We start from the raw sequence: 21318 nt of genomic DNA, 5'->3' as shown, positions 1-21318 counted from the left end.
GTCGCCCGACGATCGCGGTTTGAAGGCCGCCGAGACCTTTAATCGTCGCCTTTTTATCGTTCGACTTTTTTGTACGATTTACGCATTTGGGCAATTCGAAAGCTCGCGCGTATTCCGGTCCCCGTGGAGCCGCGGGTTGGCGGTGCCAAGGCAGGGACTGAACAATGCATCTCGTCGACGCCATGGTCGGGGCTCTTGCGTTCGCGAGAAATGAGGGCCTGGTCGGAGTTGAGTGGGCAGAATGAAGCGCAAGGTTTCGTTCCGCCGCATTGCTGACAGCGCACTGGCGAGCGCGGAGATGATCGTGCAGCGCTGGCTGCCCGACGGTCGTCGTGAGGGGCGTGAATGGGTGGCGATCAATCCGACCCGCAGCGACGGCAAGAAGGGCAGCTTTAAAATTAACTTGCAGACCGGCTGCTGGTCTGACTTCGCAACCGGCTCGGCCGGTGGAGACATCGTAAGCCTGGCTGCATACCTCCACAATCTAAAGCAGGGTGAGGCGGCGATCCGCGTGGCGGCGATGCTCGGGATCGATCCGTATGAATGAAGATCCCTTTGCTCCGATCGGAGGAGCGCCGGCCAAGTCTCAGCGGCCGCGGTCGGATTGGCATTCACTGACGCCCGTGCCCGAAGATGCTCCGCGGGCGCCGGCGTCGCATTCGCGATACGGAAAGCCGGTCGCGACCTGGACCTATCGTGACGAAGCTGGCCGGCTGTTAGGCTACGTACGCCGCTTCAATACGCCCGACGGCAAATCCTTCCTGCCCTTGACGTTCGGGAGAACCACTGAGGGTGCGAAGCCCGAGTGGCGATGGAAAAGTTGGTCCGGCAAACGGCCGCTTTACGGGCTCGATCATTTGGCGGGGCGCCTACGGGCGCCTGTAGTGGTAACTGAAGGCGAGAAAGCCGCCGGCGCAGCCGCACAGCTCCTCCCTGATATGGTCGCCATAACCTCGCCGCACGGCTCGAAGAGTGCTGCAAAGGCCGATTGGTCGCCCTTGCGTGGGCGCGCCGTGACGATCTGGCCCGACAGCGATGCGGCGGGGCTTCAATATGCCGAGGACGTCGCTAAGCTTGCGCGCGCCGCAGAAGCGGAATCGATCACCATCATCTCGCCGCCCTCTGGCGTGCACACGGGCTGGGATGCCGACGACGCGCTGACGGGTGGGTGGACAGCTGGGCAGGCTGCCCAGCTCGTGGCCGACGCGCGGCAAGCTCCGAATGGTGGAGCGCCTTCGGAACAGGGAGAGGGCGGCCGGAGGCGGCCGGCGCAGCGCGACGTCGTGATTGATCTGACGGATTGCTGCGAGTTCTGGCACGATGCAAATCGTCAAGCGTACACCTCCTTTCCTGTCAACTCGCACCAGGAGAATTGGCCGCTTCGGTCGCGTGAATTCCGAATGTGGTTGTCGGGCAGGTACTACCAGGCCACGGGGAGAGCGATCGGTGGGCAGTCGCTCGAGGATGCGATCAGGATCTTCGAAGCGCGCGCCGTGCACGACGGCGCACAGCATAAACCGTTCACCCGGGTGGGCGAGCACGCCGGCAAGGTCTATCTCGACTTGTGCGACCCTCGATGGAGAGCGGTCGAGATCACCCGAAATGACTGGAGGACCGTAGCGGCCGCGCCGGTAAAATTCATGCGGCCAGCCTCATTGCGGCCAATGCCGGAGCCGGAAGCGGGCGGGATGATCGAAGAGCTGCGATCGTATCTGAACGTTCCTGAAGAGCAATGGATGCTCATCGTCGGCTGGTTGGTCTCAACCCTGCGTCCGAAGGGACCGTATCCCATCCTGGTGCTCAATGGCGAGCAGGGCTCGGGAAAGTCGATGGCGTCGCGCATGTTACGGGAGCTCGTCGACCCCAGCGCGGCGGCGATCCGCTCGGTGCCGAAGGACGATCACAATCTCATCGTTTCCGCCTCGAACAGTCACATTCTCGGTTTCGACAATCTTTCGACAGTCCCACCATGGTTGGCCGACGCGCTCTGCCGCTTGTCGACGGGTGGCGGCTACGCGACGCGTACGCTGCACACGGATAGAGATGAGACGATCTTCGAGGGGCAGCGGCCGATCATGCTGAACGGAATCCCGCTCCTGACAGACCGGGCCGACCTTGCCGACCGCGCGTTGACTGTGCATCTGCGGGCGATTCCGGAGAACGAACGCCAAGCCGAGGATGAGATCTGGGTGAACTTCGAACGGGCAAGGCCGCGGCTTCTCGGCGCTTTGCTCACCGCCGTGTCGGCCGCGCTGCGCAATCTGCCATCGACGCGGCTCGAACGCTCCGGGCGGATGGCGGACTTCGAGAAGCTGGTGACAGCCGCCGAACCAGGGCTCGGCTGGGAGGCCGGCAGCTTTCAAAAGGTGGTTCGTGCAAACCGGCAAGAGATCGTTGAGTCAGCTTTCGAGGCGGATTCGGTTGCTGTTGCGATCGCGAAGCTCGTGCGCATCGAATATCCGGAAGGTCTGACGGCTACGGCGACAGAGCTGCTCACGAAGCTGAACGCAACTGACTTGGTCTCAGATGGAGTCAGGAAGCAGCGAAGCTGGCCAGGGACCCCTCAGGGCCTCGGCAATAGAATTGATCGCATCTCGCCGCTTCTCAAGGCTCAGGGTTTCAAGGTAGAACGCCGACACTCCGGCGTGCGTATGATCACGATTATGCCGCCGACAACGAAGGTAGGCAGCGAGGAGTTGGGCCATGACGACGCCAGAGAATGATCTCGATGCATTGGGAGCCCTCGACTATCTCAACCACGGTACGGGAGAAGTGAAGCTGGTCCTCGCCAAGGAGTTGAACCGACCAGATCTCGCTGATTTGTCCAACGAGGCCGCCGGGCCGATTCTTGAGCAGATACTTCGAAGCGACCCGCGCGCCTTGGAGATCATGCGAGTCCATTTTTCTCGATCATCGAAATCGCAACATTGAGATGAGCCTTCGCGGGTTACCGGGCTCCAAGGATCTCTTTTTGCTCGCGGTAATTAGGAGTTATCGGCACTTTGGGTTTTCGAGGATGGAAATCGATGCCGTCGGGGTCCGCCTCCACGCCTCGCCAGGGCCTCCGGATTGTTGCGGCGGTCCGGAGCAAGCCGCTCCCCGCTGTACCCGCATGGAACAGGCGGCACGTGAGCGGACAGCGTCTTGGAAATGCCAGCCTCGGCTAGCGTCGGCCTCCGACCCCGTCTCCCGTCTGGTTTAGGCGGTTCCTCTGGGGCACCGCCTAAAACCGGTCGCCCGTTCAGGCACGCACGCTCCGTCTTGTACGGAAACTGCACGGATTCACTCCAGCGATGCTTGCCGGCGCTCATGCGCGCACCCGCCAGCGGGGACTTTGTCTGTGAACCCTCGACCCTGCGGAAGATTCCCTATTGATCGGTTGTCGCCGGATTTGATGCTCAAAGCGCAATTTTGCGCCTTGCTCCCGTGACCCCCTCCGTTGCAGCACCTGCACCGCATCGACGGTTTTTTCGATCTCCCCGCACCCCTTTACATTCGAGGTTCCAACACGCCGTCCAGAGCTGGCCTGCGCGCGCTGCTTCAAGCGCGCTCGTGATTGTGGCCATAGCAGGGATTTTCGGACCCTGTACGACTCCCCCGTCGGAATGACGCAGTCCAATCGCGCCGATGTGCATCCAGCGCATGGGTTGAGATGTCGTCTCGATCCCTAGCGGCTAGCCGCAATCGGGCGAATTGCCGAATCCGATCAGCGAAGAAGTCCGGCGGCAATGTGTTGTGATGATTCCGAATGATCTGTCCTGGCGATGGCCGAATGGTCGGCTTTGGACGACCTCGGACGGCTCGTCGGATCTTCACCATCGTGCGGCCAGCAAAGGGTTTTGGACGGCTTGGACGGCGTGGACGGCTCCATTCTTTTAAAAGAAAGGGGCGTCAGTAACAGCGTGCAGAGTTGGCAGAACGTCCCGTGAAAGCAAGCGCGCTGATCGGCGTGATGGGACGCAGTGCATAGAGGGAGCGAAAAAGCCGTCCAAGCCGTCCATCGGCGCAATCGCTTCGATCTCTCAATCGTTTACGCCCAGCAGCGCCAGTGTCCACGGTCGTCCGAGGTCTGCGCTGCCGTCCAGATCGCCGCAGGGGGAATGTCTCCGGGCTACCCACGCCGAGCTATGCAGCCCGCGCAGCCGGTCGTCTTAGGACGGCGCCCGTCAACCGTGTCGATGAATTGTGGAGGGGCGCGGGTTTGAGGCACCGTCTAACAGAACAGAAAAATCCGCTGACGGACATGCCGGGGTGGTTCAAGGGTGGAGGTGTTTCCGGAAAAACAGGCGCGGCGAGATGCGACGCACGCGGGCATGGCTCGACTCGAACTTACCGCCATGGTGACGGCGTTCTCTGGCTTTTTGTCGTACGAGTTTCCGCACGACATTGAGCAGTTCGATCAGCATGACGTGCAGTCTATCAATTCTTCGGGCCTCACCAAGCGACTGCGATGACGATCGGATCACACCCCCTCGAATACACCTCAGTTCCAACAGTCAATCCGACTGGAGGTACTGACGCGCGCGAGCGCATCTCGACGGATGCGGGGATGTTCGGTGGGGGAGTTGCCCAGGGGCTTGAGACGTTTGGCGCCGGGCTCGAAAAGGCCGCGAACACCGGTCTGCAGATCGCCTCAGAACACCAGGAAAAACAGAACGAGGTTCATGCGGCAGAGGTGGGGACGTGGCTCGCCGACCGCGTCACGGATCGCCACGCAAAATATGCGACCCTCGAAGGCAGGGCCGCGATGGAGGAGTTGCCGCAATACAAGCAGGACCTCGATGACCTGTACAAGCAGGCGATGCAGCAGGCGCCGAGCGAGTCTGAGAGAGCTATGGTCGCCAAGTCGGGGCGATATCTCACATCTCAATTCTATCGCTATGCTGCGGTCCATGCGGCGAGCCAATCGAGGGCATGGGCGGACAAGACTGCTGTCGATCGTGCAGGGAACAATGCCAATCTTGCGTCAATCGCGAACCAAAACAACGACCCGCAAGGTATGGAAGTTGCCTTGCACGGTTCGGATGACGAAGTTCGAAAGCTGTTCGAACAAAAGGGCTATGACGCCGAGGCGATCGAGGCGGAAGTCAGCAAGAACCGCGGCCGCAATCTGCAACGCATCATCAAGGAGACTGCCAGCAATGACTCTGATGCTGCCGTAAAGATGTTCGTGAAATATGCGCCCCAGATGGACGCGCAGAGCAGGGCGGACACGGGCGTATTTCTGAAGCCTATCCGCACCCAACAGATCGGTAAGCAGATTGGTGACCAAGCGCTCGGTCAGTCGCCGCTGGCTCCAACGTTAAACGATGAAGTCGACCGTGCGGCCTCGATCGCCGGCCTCGATCCGTCTGTCCTGCGCGGCGTGATCCGCATCGAAAGTTCGGGCGATCCGACCGCCGTGAAGGGTAGTTACAAAGGCCTTGGCCAGCTCTCCGACGATCAGTTCCAGAAGTACGGGGGCGGCGACATCTTCAATGCGCGCGACAATCTGCGCGCAACCGCTCGCAAGCTTGCGGACGAGGCGGGTGAGTTCGAGCAGAAATATGGCCGCCTGCCGACAGCGGCCGAGATGTACCTGGCTCATCAGCAGGGCGCCGGCGGGTTCGCTGCGCACATGGCAAATCCTGATCGGCCCGCATGGCAGAACATGCTGTCGACGAAGGAGGGGCAGCAGAAGGGAGAGGCGTGGGCCCGAGCGGCGATATGGGGAAATATCCCGGACCGGGACAAAGCGCGGTTTGGCAGCGTGGAGAACGTGACCAGCCGTCAGTTCACTCAGTTGTGGGAACAGAATGTCGATGCTGCAACGGGGAGCGCGCTTCCGGACAAGTCGGAGGCCTTTTCGCGCGCGCGCGACCTTCTTCAATCGGGCAATGCCAGTCCCGCGCTCGAGGCGGCGACGCTCACCTATCTGAGTCGGAGGTATTCCCACGAAGAGGCCGAAACAGCGCTCGAGACGCAGCGCGTGGACGGCCTGGTGAAAAGCGACCTGACATCCATGCTGGTAACGGGGCGCGGCGTCGACGACCTTAATCCGTATCGGGTGCAGCGCGCGCTCGGAGCAGCGGCGGCCCAAAAATGGTCCGAGGACCGGGATGATGCGCTCGCGACGTGGGCGGCCACTCATGACCTTTCGTCGCTGACGAATGGGCAGATTGATGAGCGCCTGAGCTCGATCGCTCCAAAGCCTGGAGATCCAGACTTCAATCGAAAGCAGGCTGTGTACGCCGCGACAAGCGAGGCGGCGACCAAGCTGCGCAAGCAGCGCGACATCGACCCGGCAGAGACCGTTAGGTCCGATCCGCTAGTAAAGGGCGCCGAGACGGCGCCGGCGGGGCCTGGCTCTACGAAAGCCGTCATCGAGGCGCGCTTGGCTGCGCAGACCCGTGCCGGTATCCCGAAGGAAAACCAGTCACCGATCACGCAGGCTGAGGCGGTCACCCTGACGCGGCCGTTGCGGACGATGTTGCCAGGACAAGAGCGCGATGTCCTGACTGCCATGGCGACCAAGTTCCAGGAGCTCTATGGCGACCATGCCGATCAGGCGTTTGCTTATGCCTTGCGTGCGCACAAGGTCGATACCGAAGTCGCCCAACTGGCTGCACGCCTGGTGAAGAAGCTCGGCCTGGGTCAACTGCCGGACGCGGGAGATACCCGTGCTGTTGATGGCGCCGCGGAAATCGACGCTGCCCAACGTGCGGTGGGTGAAATGTCCGGCGGCGAGCGAGCCGCACAAAACGTTCATGGTTATGGAATGGGTCCGAGCAGGCAGGAGATTGACGCCGGCGCCGCAGTTCGACGATTGGGCGTCAATCTTCCAGCACGGGCGATTATCGATCTGAGGCTCAATCCAAAGCTGGCCGTCGACTTTGATAAAAAGTATGGCGCCGGTACCGCTGCTAAGATCCTCGAAAATTATCCGGTGCGGTAATGGCGGACAAAACATCGGAATCCGCCGGTCCCGACGGCCAAACAGAGGGGATGATTGAACCCGGCAACATTAACCTGGCCGAGCGGACGAAAGTCGCCAATCCAGAAGGTGGTGGGGACTCAACCGTCTATTCCATGTCAGCCAATCTCGACGGCCGCGAGGTATTGATGCCGCGGGCCGCGGACGGGAAAATCCTATCTGAACCGGAAGCAATAGAGCGCTACCGCAAGACGGGCGAACATCTCGGTAAGTTTGACAGCCCGGAGCACGCGACTGCGTACGCAAAGCGCCTTCACGAAGCGCAGGAGCGTTACTACGGCGGTGGCTCGGTTGACGCAAACACGTCGGCACAGCCGAACCACTTCGATCAGTTCGATGCCGATGTCGACGCTGGCGAGCCTGGCCTTTACGAGCGCGGGCGCCTGAATGCCACCGAGGCGTTTTATCGAGGGACGCTGCGCGGATCGACCACGCTCGCCGGGATGGCAAAGGTTGCGGCATCGGGCGACGACATCACGCCCGAGGTTCGCCAATCGGCCGCCATGGCGTTGGGCAGCAATATGTCGGCACCAACCACCGCGATGCAGGACATCCCCGCGTTGACGGATGGCGAGGTGCGTAAATGGCGCGACGACCAGCGCACGCAATATGCCCAGATCGTCGCCGACCTAGCGCGTTATGATTCAATCAGACCATGGAGCGCGGCCGGCGGCTGGACCGGCGCGGCTGAGGGTGCCGCCGCGCTTGGCGGCCAGCTCGGCGGCGGGCTCCTGAGCCCCGAAAATCTTCTGGGGGGCACGACGAAGGGTGCAAGCTTGCTTGTGCGCACGGGGAAGGCGGCGCTGCAGCAAGGGCTGATCAGCGGCCTCGTCGATCCGGTGCGGCAATATTTTGATATCGTGGGCGGGGTGCAGAAAGAATACAGCGCCGAACATACCGCGTGGGCGTTCGGCACGGGGGTCATCATCGGCGGCGGCCTTCACGTCGGTGGTGAGTTGATCTCCTCGGCGCGGATCAAGGATATTCATGCCAACTTGGCATCGGAAGATCCGCAGTTTGCCAGCGCGGCGACGGATAGCCAGCCTGCGGCTGTCGACAACAAATCTGGCAACGTGGCGGCCGACGCCGCGCCGGAACAGGCTGCATCGCCCGATGTGACCGGCGAAGCAAGTGCGGGCTCGACCAGTGGCGAGTCCTTGGCTGGCGATAAACCCCCATTATCGGAAGTTTCGGAGGGCTCGTCCCGGCCTGGTGAGCTGCCGAGCGGCGGTGCAGGAACGGGCGCACCAACGGCGACGCATCGGCCGCCGCCGGAAGCGCCCGATCCTCTCGATCTCGCCATGGGCGGGAAATTGTCCGCCGAGCGAGCTCGCCAAGTTGCAGGCGATCTTGAGCAGCAGCAGCGTCATGTTGAGGACGAGATCTTCGGCGATCGGGCTGACGAGTGGCGCAAGCTTCACAGGCAGTCTGATCGCGCATGGGACAACGCCCGAGATGACGAAGCGCGGGGGTTAGACGCCCAGATCGACAAGCTGGAACGCGAGGTCGGTCTCACGGAAGCAGACGAGAATTGGCTGAACGGGCAGGGATGGTCGGAGCATTCGGTCACTGAAAACTGGAAATCTCTTGCGGAATCTCTGCATGAGATCGAGCTCGGCCGTAAGGAAGCAGTCGCAATTGGCGCCGCCGCCGTGCGGCATCTTCCGAAGACGCGCGACTGGGCCAGGATGAATTCTCAAGAGCGAGAAACCGTCCTGACGATGCTGACCGCATTGAATGAGGAGAAGCGCGCCGGACGCGATCCGCAGGAATTCCTTCGTGACGTGTTTAAGGAGCGGATCAAGCGCTACGGAGGCGGCCACGACGCTGACGAGGTTGTCGGCTACCAGATGCAGGAGCTCGCCGACCTCCTGTCTGGTCCGCTCGAACGGTCGGGCGGTCCGGGACCGCAGATCCAGGCGACGCCGACAGGCATAGCGGCGCCGGACAAAAACGCTACTTCAGAAGGTGGTGTAGCGACCTTCACGACGGCGAAGGGATCTACCTATCAGATCCATGAGGACGGCACCACGACTCGCGACAAGGCTGCTCGCTCCGATGTCGGGCATGAAGGCGATTCCGGGCCGAAAGAGCGCAGCGCAAAGACCGTCTACGTTTCGTCTGATCAGATTGGCGCATTTGGAGCGCCACAAGACACGCGATGGCGTGTCGTCGATCATGGCGATGGCACCATGTCGCTGGCGACGTGGAACGAACGTGAGGACCGTTGGGGTATCTCGCCGGGATCGCGCAACATCAAGGTTTCGGACACGCCAACAATCGGTGCGCATCCGATCGAACTCTGGAGGCCGGAGCAGTTAAACGGGGTGACCGCCTATCGCGGTATGCATCCAGGCAACAAGATCAAAGAGATCGGTACCGCGAGTTCATCGGCGGCGGCGGAAGCTCGGGCGGCTAATCTGCCCGGCGACGCCGTCCCCAAGATGGCTGCTCATCGCGTGGCGGTCGCCGACGGGAAATCCATCGATGTAGCGCCCCGCGTCATCGAGGTCTCCGACCTTAAGGCATCGTCCGACGAAGGTTTCGACCAGGCCTTGCAGCCGCGCGATCGGGATAGGGCCGCAAGCCAGGCACAGATCGCCGATATTGCCAACCGCCTTGATCCTGAGCGCTTGGGAATGTCCTCTGAGGCCGATCGCGGCGCGCCCATCGTTGGGCCCGATGCGATGGTGGAAAGCGGCAACGGCCGCGTCATGGCCGTCCGCCGCGCCTACCAGGAGGGCGGCGAGGCCGCGCAGCGGTACCGGGAATGGCTGTCGCAGCAGGGCGTGGACGTCTCGCACTTCCGCGAGCCGGTGCTGGTCCGCGTGCGATTGACCGAGCTGACGCCGCAGGAACGACAGGCGTTCACGGTCGCGGCCAATCAGTCCGCCTCGCTCGGCCTTTCGGCGCCGGAGCGCGCACTGGCCGACGCCAGGCTGCTGCCGACGGAAACGCTGGACCTGATCCGCAACCCCGAGGATCTGGCGGCGCTGGCAAATCGGGATTTCACGCGGGCGTTCGTCGCCAAGCTGCCGCAGACCGAGCAAGGCGCCATGGTCGATGCCGGCGGCGGCCTGTCGGCCGAGGGGCTCACTCGTATTCGCAACGCGGTGCTCGCGCGCGCCTATGGCAACGCGCATGTTCTGACGCGGATTGCGGAGTCGCTGACCGACGACAGCAAGAGCATTTCGAATGCCCTGGTCGCGGCGGCGCCGCACTGGGCCAAGATGCGCGCCGAGATCGAGACCGGCAGGGTCCGGGCCGACATGGACCTCACGCCCGAGCTCCTGGAGGCTGTTCAGCGGACGGCGGATCTGCGCGCCAAGGGCGCGAAGCTGCAGTCGCTCCTTGATCAACAGGATGCTTTCGATCGGCTCCGCGAACCGGTGGAAGCGTTCATGCGGATGTTCTACGATCCGTCCGGCCGACGCGCCGCGGCTGGTCAGCGGATCTCCGATGCGCTGCAGTTCTATGCCGAAGAGGCGCGCAAAGTAACGGCCGATGCCGGGCTCGATCTGGGCCTCGTGCCGGTGACCGCCCGCGACGTTCAAACGCTCGCAGCCGGGAAGGGAGCAGAGGGCTATGTCAAACGAACCGATGAGGGCGGCCTTTTCCTCACCAGCGGCTCTGGTTATGGCGCGCACGGCACGGCGCGTGGCAGACGCATACAACGACAAGACGCTGCGGTCAGCGGCCGAGGCCCTGGAGAACCGCTCTCTGGACGCAATCAAGGAACGCCAGGCCGAGCTGCCGGCGACCTAACCACGCCCGGGGGCGCGGCCAGCGAGGGTGCAGCAGCTCTGCATCTGGCTTCCGATAACAGGCAAATATCGCAAGCATCAGACGCAGGGCTCGCAGCACTTAGCAGTCGCCAAAGCGGTGGTCGGTTGCCAATGGAGAAGGCTCGACCGACCGAGGGAGTTCCTGGCGATATCGATGCGGGTACCGCGGTGGCGACGGTGCCTGAGCCGCCGCCGTCCGCGCAACGGCAACTCGCCGTGCAGAGCCTGCAGCAACAGGCGATGGATCTGGCCAAGCGTCTGGACTTCCCTCTCCGCGAGGGCAGGGTAAGGCCGCGATCGGCGCTGGGCGTCTTCATGCCTGGCACGGGCGTCGTTCGTGTGCGGGAAGTGCCGGATTTTGAGGTGGTGGCACATGAAGCGGGCCACGCCATCGAGTACAAGGTGGGCAAAGACCTGACCGATCTGACGGAGCGGTTCGCCACCGAGCTGCGGCCGATGGTGACGAACCCGGCAGCCTATGATCCGTCCGTCCATGTCAAAGAAGGTTTTGCCGAATTCGTCCGCCGTTACATCGGCAACCCGGCCTGGGCCGAACAGAATGCTCCGCAGTTCACCAATGCCTTCCGCGATTTCATGCGGAAGAGAGCCCCTGATGTTCTGGCCACGATTCATCGGGCCGGCGAAGCGTATCGCGCCTATCTCGATGCGCCTTCGGTCAATGCGATCGGCTCGGTGGTGCGCAGCGTCGACGAAGAGCCCCACGGATTGATCGCCAAAGGCATTGCTGCAGCTCGTGAGGATGGTCTGCCTGCCGTTGTCAAATCGGTGCTGCAGAGCGCGTACCGCGCCATCCTCGACGAACGAGCTCCGGTTGCGACCGCCGTCCGTGACCTGGCGCGCGCGATCCGTGAGCAGACCGGCAAACCTCTCGATCTCAAGGCGGCCGACAATCCCGAGGTTCTGATGCGTCTCGCTGGACGATCGCAGCAGGCGGCGGTCGGCGACATGATGGAAGGCGTGAGGCCCTATCACAGCACGGCGTCGGAAGGACCCTCCCTGTCGGCAGCGCTCGAAACCGCCACGGGCGGCCGCAACTCCGGCGGCTGGGGCAAGTGGGATCCGGTCAAGAAAGAGCAGTTCAGCACGTACATGGTCGCGCGCCGCGCCGAGGTGCTGTGGCGGAAGTTCAAGGATGGTCGCCTCCTGAACCCGCCCGCAGCTTTTTCAGTTGGCGATGCCGCGAGAGCAATGGCCGATCTCGATGCGGCCAATCCTACCTTCCGACAGGCCTCGGATATGGTGCACTCCTACACCCGCGAACTGCTGCGCAAGGCCTATGATGGCGGCCTGATCCCGGCCGAGCTCTACGGAAGGCTAGGGACCGAAGAGTTTTACGTTCCGTTCATGCGAGACATGTCGGACAAACCACTGGCTTCGTCGGGCTTCGAGTCCTCGCCCGAGGGGCCCGGCATGACGCAGGTCGTCAAGCAGATGACCGGCTCCTCGCGCGACATCAAGGACCCGATCGAAAGCATCATGATGCAGACGTTCCTGGTGAACCGGACGCTGCAGCACAACGACGTCATCCGCTCATTTGTGCGTTTGGCCGAGGAGGCCAAACTCGCCGGCGGCAAATACGTTGAACGGTTGCCCGCCCAGGAAGCCCGTCAGTACACGTTCGACCTTGCCGACGCCGTTGAGCGGCTCGCGAAAAAGCACGGCATCGACGGCGACGACACGGCCTTCATAACGGGTGCTTTGACTGACGTCTTCGGGGAGGACCCCATCATCGGCTCTTTCTTCAAGATGGAGCCGACTGGTAAGCGCGGCGAGCCGATCGTGTTCTACAAAGAGGGTGGCGAGCTCCGTGCGGCGCGCTTCATGTCGGAAGCCGAGGGCCTGCCGCTTTACGAGCTGGTGACGGCGTTGCCGGCGAAGATGACAGACCTTTTTTCCGAAGTGATCGCGGCTTCGTCGTCACTGGTGCGCACGGGCATCGTGACGAACCCCACATTTGCCCTGTCCAACTACATCAGGGATCAGTTTGCCACAGCGCTGCTGCGCAGCGATTACGTTCCGATCCTGAGTGGCATGAAGGGCATCCACGGTGAATTCACGCAAAGCGAGGCGGCTCGGCTCTATGGCGTTGGAGGCGGCGTTTCGCCGGGCTCCTCGATCGCGCCGGTCGAGCGCGCGATCGAGGCCGATGTCAACGCGCTGGCCAAGAAGGGCTACCTCGTCAATCGCGTGACGACGTTCAAGGGCGCGATGGAGCTTGCGTCCTTCACGGAGGCCGGCACGCGAAATTCTGTGTTCGGCAAGGTCTTCGAGGCCAAGAAGCTGCAGGGGCTCTCAGATTACGAAGCCATGATCGAGGCTGCTTTCCAAGCGACGGACCTCCTCGACTTTTCCCGGCACGGCGCGCGCACAGAGGCTGTTAGGCGCTACGTGCCCTTCATCAATGCGCACCTGCAGGGCCTGGATAAGGCTTACCGGACGATGGTCCAGCCTATGCTCGATCGCTTGCGCAGCGACCAGGTGCTTGCGACCGATGCGTCAGCGTTCCGCAATGCACTGGCCTCGTGGGGAAAGGTGTTTGGCGCCGGCGGTGTACTCGGTGCCGGGTGGGCCGCCCTCAACGCCAGCAGCGAAGCGTACCGAGATGCCAGCCCTCAGCTGAAGGGAACCCATCTGGTAATCCCAGTTGGCGGCAAGGTCCTGCTCGTGCCGAAACCCTTTGAGCTCAGTCTCGGCTTTACGGCCGGCGAATACGCCTATCAGCGGTTCGCGCAGAATGATCCGCGTGCGGCGGGACAGTTCGTGCAGGCGGCGTGGGACGTTCTGGCGCCCCCGAATCCTCTCACGGACATTCCGATCATCAGGACGCCGATCGAGCTGGCGACGGGCAAGAGCCTGTTTACGGGCCGGGATATCGTCCCGGACACGATCGCGCGCCGGACCGCGGCCGAGCAATATACGGACCGCACCAGTGCGCTCGCCAAGTACATCGGTCGCACCATCGGAGTTTCACCGATCAAGGTCGATTACGCCGTCGGGGCTGCATTCGGCACGTGGGGCCGCGATGCCATGGCCCTGTCGCAGGGCGTCGATCAGGACGCGCCGGCAGCAAACTGGGACGACGCTGTCTTCTTCCGTCGTTTCATCAAGGACCCGACCCGAACGTCGGATGTGACCACAAAGTTCTGGGACGTAATGGGTCAGAGCAACGGCAAATTCAATCAGGACGTTGCCAGCTACGACAACCTGGTGAAGACCTTCCACGACGCTGATGCGCAACAGTTCGTCGCCAAGCTGCCTTCCAGCGAAAAGGCTTTCGTGACCCTGAAATCGGCGGCAGACGAAGACGGCAAGCCCGCTTTCAATGCCGACCAAAAGCGACTGCATCCCCTCGTCCGCGCGTCCGACGCCGTGACGCTGCTGAACGGTTTGCGGAGGGACCTGGTCGGAAACACCTTCAACACGTTCGAAGGGCGCGAACCGCTGAAGATAGACCCGAGCACGCGTCGGGACCTGATCGACAACATCCGCGAGCTCGCCCAGGTCGAGATGCGCAACGCCTTCGTCATCATCAAAGAGCCGGGGTACACAGACCGGCCGCTAATCAGCCCTCAAGCGTCGATGGACAAAATCCGAGCTCTTTCGCCGTTGGTGGCTGACGAGATCGCGGCGCGGTATGCGACCGCTAAAATCTACACGACCGATGCCGTGGCCACGGCCTACCCCAAGCTGCAGCAGTCGTTGATCAGCGAGGGCTCAGCTGCCGACATCGCTGGCCTCGCGTTTGATGCCAAGGCCGATGGCTACGAATTCGGGGGTGAGCGCGTGAAGAAACCCCAAAAGCGACGTCTTCAGGTTGTCCCGACGGCGCAACAGTAGAGGATTTCAGAATGACTGCGCCAGATTTTCGAAAGAACTCCTCCGGCTACGACACCAACTTTGGGGCATCGCGCTTTTATGGCTTTGGCGCCGCGCTGACGCGCGTGACCGGCGATGTTGCCCTCGATCGGAGCTACCGTGGAGGCATCATCCTGTTCGACAGCTCCTCGGGCGGTACGATCACGCTGCCGGCGAACCTTCCGGCCGGCTTCAATGTCTCTGTGATCCAGATCAACGCCGGCCAGGCCACGATTGCCCCCGGTGCCGGCGCAGTGCTGCAGAGCCAGCAGGGCTTCACCAAGACGGCCGGCCAGTGGGCGATGCTCGGCGTCGTCGCCCACGACAGCGGCGTCTTCACTCTCGTCGGGAATGGAGCGTAGTTCGATGCCGCGGCTGCGCAATCATGGCCACGAGCTCTTCGCGCAGGCCCTGGCTGACGGGAAGTCCCGCGCCGACGCCATGGTCGCCGCCGGATATAACTGGCATCGGGGAAATCAGAACCGGCTGGCCCAATCGCCTGACGTCATCGCGCGGGTGGAGGAGTTGAGGAGGGCCAGCAATCACATCGTCGACCTGCGGAAGCTCGATCGGGGACGGATCCTGGTGGAACTGGCGCGCATCGCGTGTGCCGATCCTCCGCTGCGAGCCGCTATCGCAACGAATGGGCCGAATGCTCTTCCGGCCGATCAGCCTGTCCTCCTCGTCGACATCCGGCTCGAGGGCGCGTTGGCCAAGCACATCGAGATGAGGTTGTTGGACGACCGCGGCGCGCTCACTGCGCTGCTCCGTTACGACGGGGAGCCTAACAGCCCTTCAAATTTGGACCTGAGTCAGTCAGTCCCCGCCGATTTCGCGGCACTCGAGCGGGTCTTGCGTGCGGTGCTGCGCAGTCGTGAACGACCCGTCGAATAGGAGAACGAACAAATGCAAAGAGACGCAATCGTCCCAGATTCCCATCGCTCGGCCGAGGGTCTGAGGTCACAAGCCGGTCGTGACATCGCTCGGATCAACGAATTGAGGCCGCGATACGATGCCGCCCGCCTGAGAATCCTGCAGTTGAATCCAGCGGAAATCGTGCCGGAATTTGGTCCGATGCCGGCAGAGAACGACCTTGTGGGTCTGATGCTGCTGGCGGACAGCGAGCCGTTCATTTCAGAGCTCGAGGCCCGCGCCGAGGCCTTGGAGCAAGAGAGCCTCGACAAATTGCCGGAGACCCAAAAGCTGCGTGCAGAGGTGAACGAGCTTAAGGGCCTGATGCGTGCGGCGCTGGCGCGCATTTCGGTGCTGGAGGGGCGCTCCTCGTCCACCCATGCATATGACCAGCCGCGTCAGGCTCAATCGCGGGCGGATGCTCCGCCAATCCTGGCACCCTCAGGCGGCGCGCCTGGTTTGGGCGGTGTTTCCGCCGCGTTCGGCGAACCGTCTTCAGCAAGCGGGGGTGGCGTTCGCAGACTCGGATCAAGGGGGTAGGGGGGAGTTGCACGTGAAACGTCGGCCCCACACAGAAGCCACCAAAGCCCGCATGCGCGCGAAGGCGTTGGCGCACTGGGCGGATCCGTGTGCCCGCGCGGCCCAAGCAGCCAAGATCCGCGATCGAATGAGTGATCCTGCTATTCGAGCCAAGATCAGCCAGCGAACACGTTTGGCAATGGCTGATCCAGGGGTTCGAGCGCGTGCTGCTCATGCAAGCGCAGATCCAGTGTGGCGTCAGCGGATGAGCGAGCGTGTACGGGAAGCGCTTGCAGATCCAGAGGTGAGGAAGCGGATCAGCGAGGGCACCAAGGCCGGTATGGCGGCCCGGGCCGAAAGGCTGGAGGCGGACTTGGATGCGATTTGGGAGAGCTGCTCGAGGACAATCAAGGATCGATTTCTCGATCGCCTCCCAAAGGGCAATAAGGGCTGAGTTTCGGTAAGGCGTGATTATCGAAACTCAGCCGGGGTGTGCTTGTGTCCAGGCGGACCCCAGGGTTCGGCGGATGAAGCGGCGGCCGAGGAGCGGAAGCGCGACCGGCAGCGGCTGATGTCGCACCGCCGGCGGTTGAAGCGTTAGACACGCAAAAGGCCGCAGTGGAATCCCACTGCGGCCCGCGCTTGATGTCAAAACGAACCGGGTAAAAAGATCAACGTGAAATATGCAGCCAGCCCCGGTACGGTCGGTCTACCCCTCGACCTTATCTAAACGCAAATCGATTCTTTTCGCGGCGCGGCGAAACCGTTTCTCGTGCCTAACGTACGCGGCCAACTTGGAACGCAATGGAACCTGGTCCGGTTAACGTTGGCGGCCGCCCCGAGCAATATTGAGCAGCGGCGGCAATCCGGGTGTGCTGCACTTTCAGCCACGCAAAGCAAGGCCGACCCCGCGCTGCGCTCTGCCTCCAAGATGGCCCCAGTCCCGCGAGCCCCGGACTGGGGCCGCTCTGTATCGAACGTGTGAATTTTGGCGCTGGCCTGTTTTAATCCCTAGGGGCCTAAGCTGAATTTCGCAGTGGCCTGATTTGAGGTGAGCAGTTTTGCTCAGACATCAGCCCGTGACTGCGCAATACGCTCTCACATGAGATCGGAAGAGAGACGACCCGACCGGCCCTGCGAGGTTTGCACCCGCCCTATGACCTACTTCAGCACGATGGGAGCTATGGGATCGTACCGTAAGGCTTCGGTCTACCGTTGCGAGCATTGCTGGCGAATAGAGGTCGACAAAGAGTAAGGCTGCCTCAGTTGAAGCGGGAGTGAGCAATTTTGCTCAGACACCACGATACGCGTATGCAATTTGTATCGGCTATCACCGCCCCGCCCTCGGCAGCTATCGGTGACTGAGAGATCTTTGCTCCCGCCAGAACGCGGAGCCGTTTGATGCTCAAGCTCACCACATCGTTGACAGAACGCCTTACCCAAATGGCCACGGTCGCTCGGAGCCGCGCAGAGGCAACGCCTCCCGGGCCCAAACGGGAAGCGTTGTTAAAAGCCGCGCGACTGAGTGAGAACGCCTTGCACATTCAGCAATGGCTAAGCTCCCCCGGCCTCCGCACCCCAACCTGAACCCCACTCGATCAGCAGGCCGCCTCAGTTGGCGGCCTCTCAATCTTTCACATCGGTCTTCCGTTGATCTGTCGGCCAACGATACCGCCCGAGGGTGCGGTCGGCTCTGTGTTGGCTGCTGGTCGCTGGGCCTAGTCGATCACCGATTGGGCGCGGGCTGAGGCGCGGCAACGCCATTGGAGATGCCGGTTCTTGCGTCGGTATTGCCTGTTGTCGGGGTGCTGGTCGCTGGGCCTAGTCGATCACCGATTGGGCGCGGGCTGAGGCGCGGCAACGCCATTGGAGATGCCGGTTCTTGCGTCGGTATTGCCTGTTGTCGGGTTAGTATTTGTGCCTGCCCCCGTGGTCGGGGCACCGGCCGCCCCGGCGCCGGACGAAGATGTTCCCGAACCTGCCGTACCCGCTGATGACGCCGCGCCTGTGCCAGCGCCGGCTCCGCCCGCTCCACCTGCGCCACCTGCCTGCGCGTGCGCGAAACCGATCGACGCACCGGCGAGCAGCGCACAGATGGCTATCGAAAAAATTGTCTTTCGCATGTTCCAACTCCGTTTGACCTTGTGATTATCAAGCGAAGTCGCGTGCGGACGTTCCTAAGGGAGAAGCCGGATATGGCTCCGTCTCCGAGATGGAACCGCCCTGCGGCTTTTCCCATTGCGCCAAGCGGTAGGCTGCTTTCTCCAGCGCTGGTCTGCTTCCGAGCGCGGTGGCCGGCTTTGAAAACCGGAGTGGCCTGTTTTGCTTTTCGGGCGCATAAACGGGGATGCCAGAATCTCATCACCGATCCTGTCAGTGCGGCGCAGTTTACAGCCGCACCGAATCCATGGCTCCGGGCCGACAAATTGCCAGCTTCGAATGCGCGGTTTGTGGAAACACCCTCGAGAGCTGGAACAGTGCTTGGGTCCCAAGCTACCGCTTGATTGCTGGTCCTGTCCGGCTTCCGGCCGAGTGAAGTTCATCATCGAGATTTACGCGACCGCTTCGGACGAGTCGGAAACCCTACTTCATCGAACGACGATCAGCGCCATCAACCCGCTCGCAGCGCGCAAGCAAGCGTCGCTCCTGCTTGCCGGCAGGAAGAAGGCAACGGGCGCGCGCGTGTTGAACGGACAGGGCGAGGTAGTCTATAAAATCGATAAGTAAGGCCGCCTTAGTTCGTCACATTTCCGGTCGACTTCTGCACACAGTGCTTGTCACTCGACAGCCCGCGTCGCAGCAGCTCCCTAACCGCCGCTGCGCGGCTCGGAAACCGCTCCGCGAACCAGAAGTCATCAATGGCCTGCTTGTCTTGCTTCGACAATTCTACATGGAGACGGACAACGCGGTTTTGCTGCATTAGCACGAAACGAAAAGCCGAAATTATAGTTCCAGTCAGGAGCGAGTAGGCCGCCTCAGTGGCGGCCGGTTCATCCCGGCGGGCCTCAATTTAGCAGTGGCCTTGTTTATGAATTTTTGACGAGTGAGCAAAACGATACAGCGGGCGGGGCCTCCGCGGTTCCATCCTTACGAAATCACCGCTCGACCTTTGGCATCCATCGGTGACTGAGAGCACCACGCTCCCGCCTCCTCTAGAGGAGCAGCGCCATGCCTCGACGCGGTTTCAACCAAGCCACTTCTCTTGAAGACCGCCTTGCCGAACAGGTGAGGCGTCTCCGCGAAGAAGCCGAATTACTCCCTCACGGACCGGTGCGCGAGGCCGCTCTCCGCAGGGTAAGGCAAGCCGAAACCGGCTCGAACATAAGCGAATGGCTGAGGTCGCCAGGACTACAGCCCCCAACGTGAATGTTGAAGCGACCGGCGCTCTATACTATCCCGATGGGATGTCAGAGCAGGACGTTGCCAGATTCCGCGCTCAAGCCGATGAGTGCCGCCAACAGGCAGAACGGGCAGTGAGTGCCCTCGATAAAGAGGCTTGGCTGCGGCTGGCGGGCGAGTGGATCAAGCTCGCACAGAACGCCGCAGGTGATCGCGGCAGCGAATAAGACTGCCTCAGTTGGCGGCCTCTTTCATTCATCTTCCGATGCTGTGGTGCTGTGTGTGCAGCCTGGTCCGATCCCCGGTTAGCTGCTCGACATAGTCGTCGATCGCGGCGATCAGCCGCTGTGAGTTCGGCGCATGGAGCGCATCTGCCTTCGATAATCCCCAATTATCGAAAGCTTGGCCGCCCCTTGAGGCGCATGCTCTTCGCGCTTTACGTCTTTTGCACACGAAAAAGGTGCGAGGCTGCTTGCCTCAATGAATCGCTCGTGATTCGATTCTGACGATGACAAGGATGGTCCTTCTCACGTTCGCTGTTTGTGGTCTGGTGCTTGCTGGCGAGCTTGGCCGCATCGTGCTGGCTGCCGCGTGTGCAGGGACGCTCTACCTTTCATTCCGTATTGGCTATTCGACCGGTGCTGAAGAGCGCGAGGCCGCGATCATCGCTCTGACAGCGCCCTTGGAATAAGCCGAGGAGGCTGTCCTCCTACCATTTCCGAAACTCACGGACTGGCTTTGTTCGCGTGGAGCAAAGGGCGATGACGGGCGGCGATCCAGGCTAAAGAGCGGACGATCCAAGGATTTCTCGAGCAAAGCCTTGCGGGGCGGGCGCTGGCTGCCACGCAATGTAAACGGACTGGTGAAGAACCGGCCGCCGATATCATGGAGGGGGCTAGACCGCGAACGCCTGCGCGGCTATATCAGCGCCAGCAAGACGCTGATTTGCAAAACTTTTGCCGCGGCTTGCAAAACTTCCGAAGAAAGTCTTGTAGTATCAAGTGCTTCGGTGGGGAATGGTGTAACGGTAGCACAACAGACTCTGACTCTGTTTGTCTTGGTTCGAATCCAGGTTCCCCAGCCAATTCCTGGCGCTTTCCCGAGCTCACAATGTCCACCGCATCCTGGCTGCAAAGCTCGGCTCGCCATGGTCCGGTTCGCGACGGTTTGCCTCATCTGAAGATCGCCTTCGCGAGTCGGATTGCCGGGCATCGGATCGTCCTTGGAATACGCAACCCAAGGAGATCCGTGATGACCTATGTCGATGGTTTCGTGCTGGCGGTACGCAAGGACAAGATCGAGGCCTACAAGGCGCTGGCGAAAACGGCCTGCGCGGTGTGGATGGAGCATGGTGCGCTCGACTACGTCGAATGTATTGGCGACGACGTGCCCTATGGCGAACTCACCTCGTTTCCGCGCGCGGTGATGGCGACGGAGGACGAGGTCGTGGTGTTTTCCTGGATCATCTACCGCGATCGGGAAACCCGCGATGCCGTCAACAAGAAGGTGATGGCCGACCCGCGGCTCAAGGCCGCCGACATGCCGTTCGACGGCAAGCGCATGATCTATGGCGGCTTCACGACGCTGTTGCAGGCACGTGACGCCGTCGATTGAGTGAGCCGGACCGCGGATAGCCGTAGCCCGGATGGAGCGGAAGCGAAATCCGGGGCGGCTCTTCCCGCATTCCGCTTTGCTCGTGCGGGCTACAATTTCTTGCGACGGCAGCAGTTGTCTCGCTCACGCCGAACGACGCCAGATTGAGCGCCGCTTGCGGCCAGCGCAATCGCTGCTCCCTTATGCAGCATCGTCGCAATCCGTTTCACCTTGCCGGTTCTGGGCTGGCATGCCATCCTCTCATCGCCAAGTATAATCAAACGGAAGCGGGCGCTTAAGCCCATGGCTTCCAAAAAATCT

General features: G+C 61.9%; 12 protein-coding genes and 1 tRNA gene. All 13 read left to right on the top strand.

Annotation, left to right across the window (positions count from 1 at the left end; translation table 11 throughout):
• Window positions 1–241 precede the first annotated feature (241 nt).
• Entirely contained in the window at window positions 242–547 is a 306-nt protein-coding gene (locus UB31_RS09695; RefSeq protein ID WP_045010688.1) for a hypothetical protein, read from the top strand.
• Window positions 540–2723: an AICE element replication initiation protein gene (locus UB31_RS42490; protein WP_245305968.1), complete on the top strand. Its 2184-nt coding sequence runs from the start codon at window positions 540–542 to the stop codon at window positions 2721–2723. The genes UB31_RS09695 and UB31_RS42490 overlap by 8 nt, the downstream gene beginning before the upstream one ends.
• Complete coding sequence (locus UB31_RS09685; RefSeq protein WP_045010687.1) at window positions 2704–2931, top strand: hypothetical protein; 228 nt, start codon at window positions 2704–2706, stop codon at window positions 2929–2931. Before UB31_RS42490 ends, UB31_RS09685 begins: the two co-directional genes overlap by 20 nt.
• A gap of 1331 nt (window positions 2932–4262) precedes the next feature.
• Window positions 4263–4454, top strand: coding sequence for a hypothetical protein (locus tag UB31_RS09680; protein WP_045010686.1), 192 nt, complete (start codon window positions 4263–4265; stop codon window positions 4452–4454).
• The gene (locus tag UB31_RS39855) at window positions 4451–6934 is read left to right on the top strand and encodes a lysozyme family protein (protein ID WP_050044745.1); all 2484 of its coding nucleotides are present in this window, start codon (window positions 4451–4453) and stop codon (window positions 6932–6934) included. The genes UB31_RS09680 and UB31_RS39855 overlap by 4 nt, the downstream gene beginning before the upstream one ends.
• Window positions 6934–14616 (top strand): LPD38 domain-containing protein, encoded by a 7683-nt coding sequence (locus tag UB31_RS39850; RefSeq protein WP_050044744.1) that lies wholly within the window; start codon window positions 6934–6936, stop codon window positions 14614–14616. Before UB31_RS39855 ends, UB31_RS39850 begins: the two co-directional genes overlap by 1 nt.
• An 11-nt stretch (window positions 14617–14627) precedes the next feature.
• The gene (locus tag UB31_RS09665) at window positions 14628–14996 is read left to right on the top strand and encodes a hypothetical protein (RefSeq protein ID WP_045010685.1); all 369 of its coding nucleotides are present in this window, start codon (window positions 14628–14630) and stop codon (window positions 14994–14996) included.
• A 4-nt stretch (window positions 14997–15000) separates the two neighbouring features.
• A complete protein-coding gene (locus tag UB31_RS39845) occupies window positions 15001–15528 on the top strand; it encodes a hypothetical protein (RefSeq protein ID WP_050044743.1) in 528 nt (175 codons plus the stop codon).
• Between the two features lie 12 nt (window positions 15529–15540).
• Window positions 15541–16086: a hypothetical protein gene (locus UB31_RS09655; protein ID WP_045010684.1), complete on the top strand. Its 546-nt coding sequence runs from the start codon at window positions 15541–15543 to the stop codon at window positions 16084–16086.
• A 2511-nt stretch (window positions 16087–18597) separates the two neighbouring features.
• A complete protein-coding gene (locus UB31_RS09645; protein ID WP_045000682.1) occupies window positions 18598–18792 on the top strand; it encodes a hypothetical protein in 195 nt (64 codons plus the stop codon).
• 1129 nt (window positions 18793–19921) lie between these two features.
• A complete protein-coding gene (locus UB31_RS09630) occupies window positions 19922–20095 on the top strand; it encodes a hypothetical protein (RefSeq protein ID WP_156175269.1) in 174 nt (57 codons plus the stop codon).
• A gap of 319 nt (window positions 20096–20414) precedes the next feature.
• Window positions 20415–20488 (top strand) — tRNA-Gln (locus UB31_RS09625).
• 167 nt (window positions 20489–20655) lie between these two features.
• Window positions 20656–21018: a DUF1428 domain-containing protein gene (locus UB31_RS09620; RefSeq protein WP_045010681.1), complete on the top strand. Its 363-nt coding sequence runs from the start codon at window positions 20656–20658 to the stop codon at window positions 21016–21018.
• Window positions 21019–21318: the final 300 nt, after the last annotated feature.

Source organism: Bradyrhizobium sp. LTSP849, assembly GCF_000938255.1.
GTDB lineage: Bacteria > Pseudomonadota > Alphaproteobacteria > Rhizobiales > Xanthobacteraceae > Bradyrhizobium.
The sequence above is the reverse complement of the archived record's forward strand: the minus strand, read 5'-3'. Positions and strand labels throughout refer to the sequence as shown.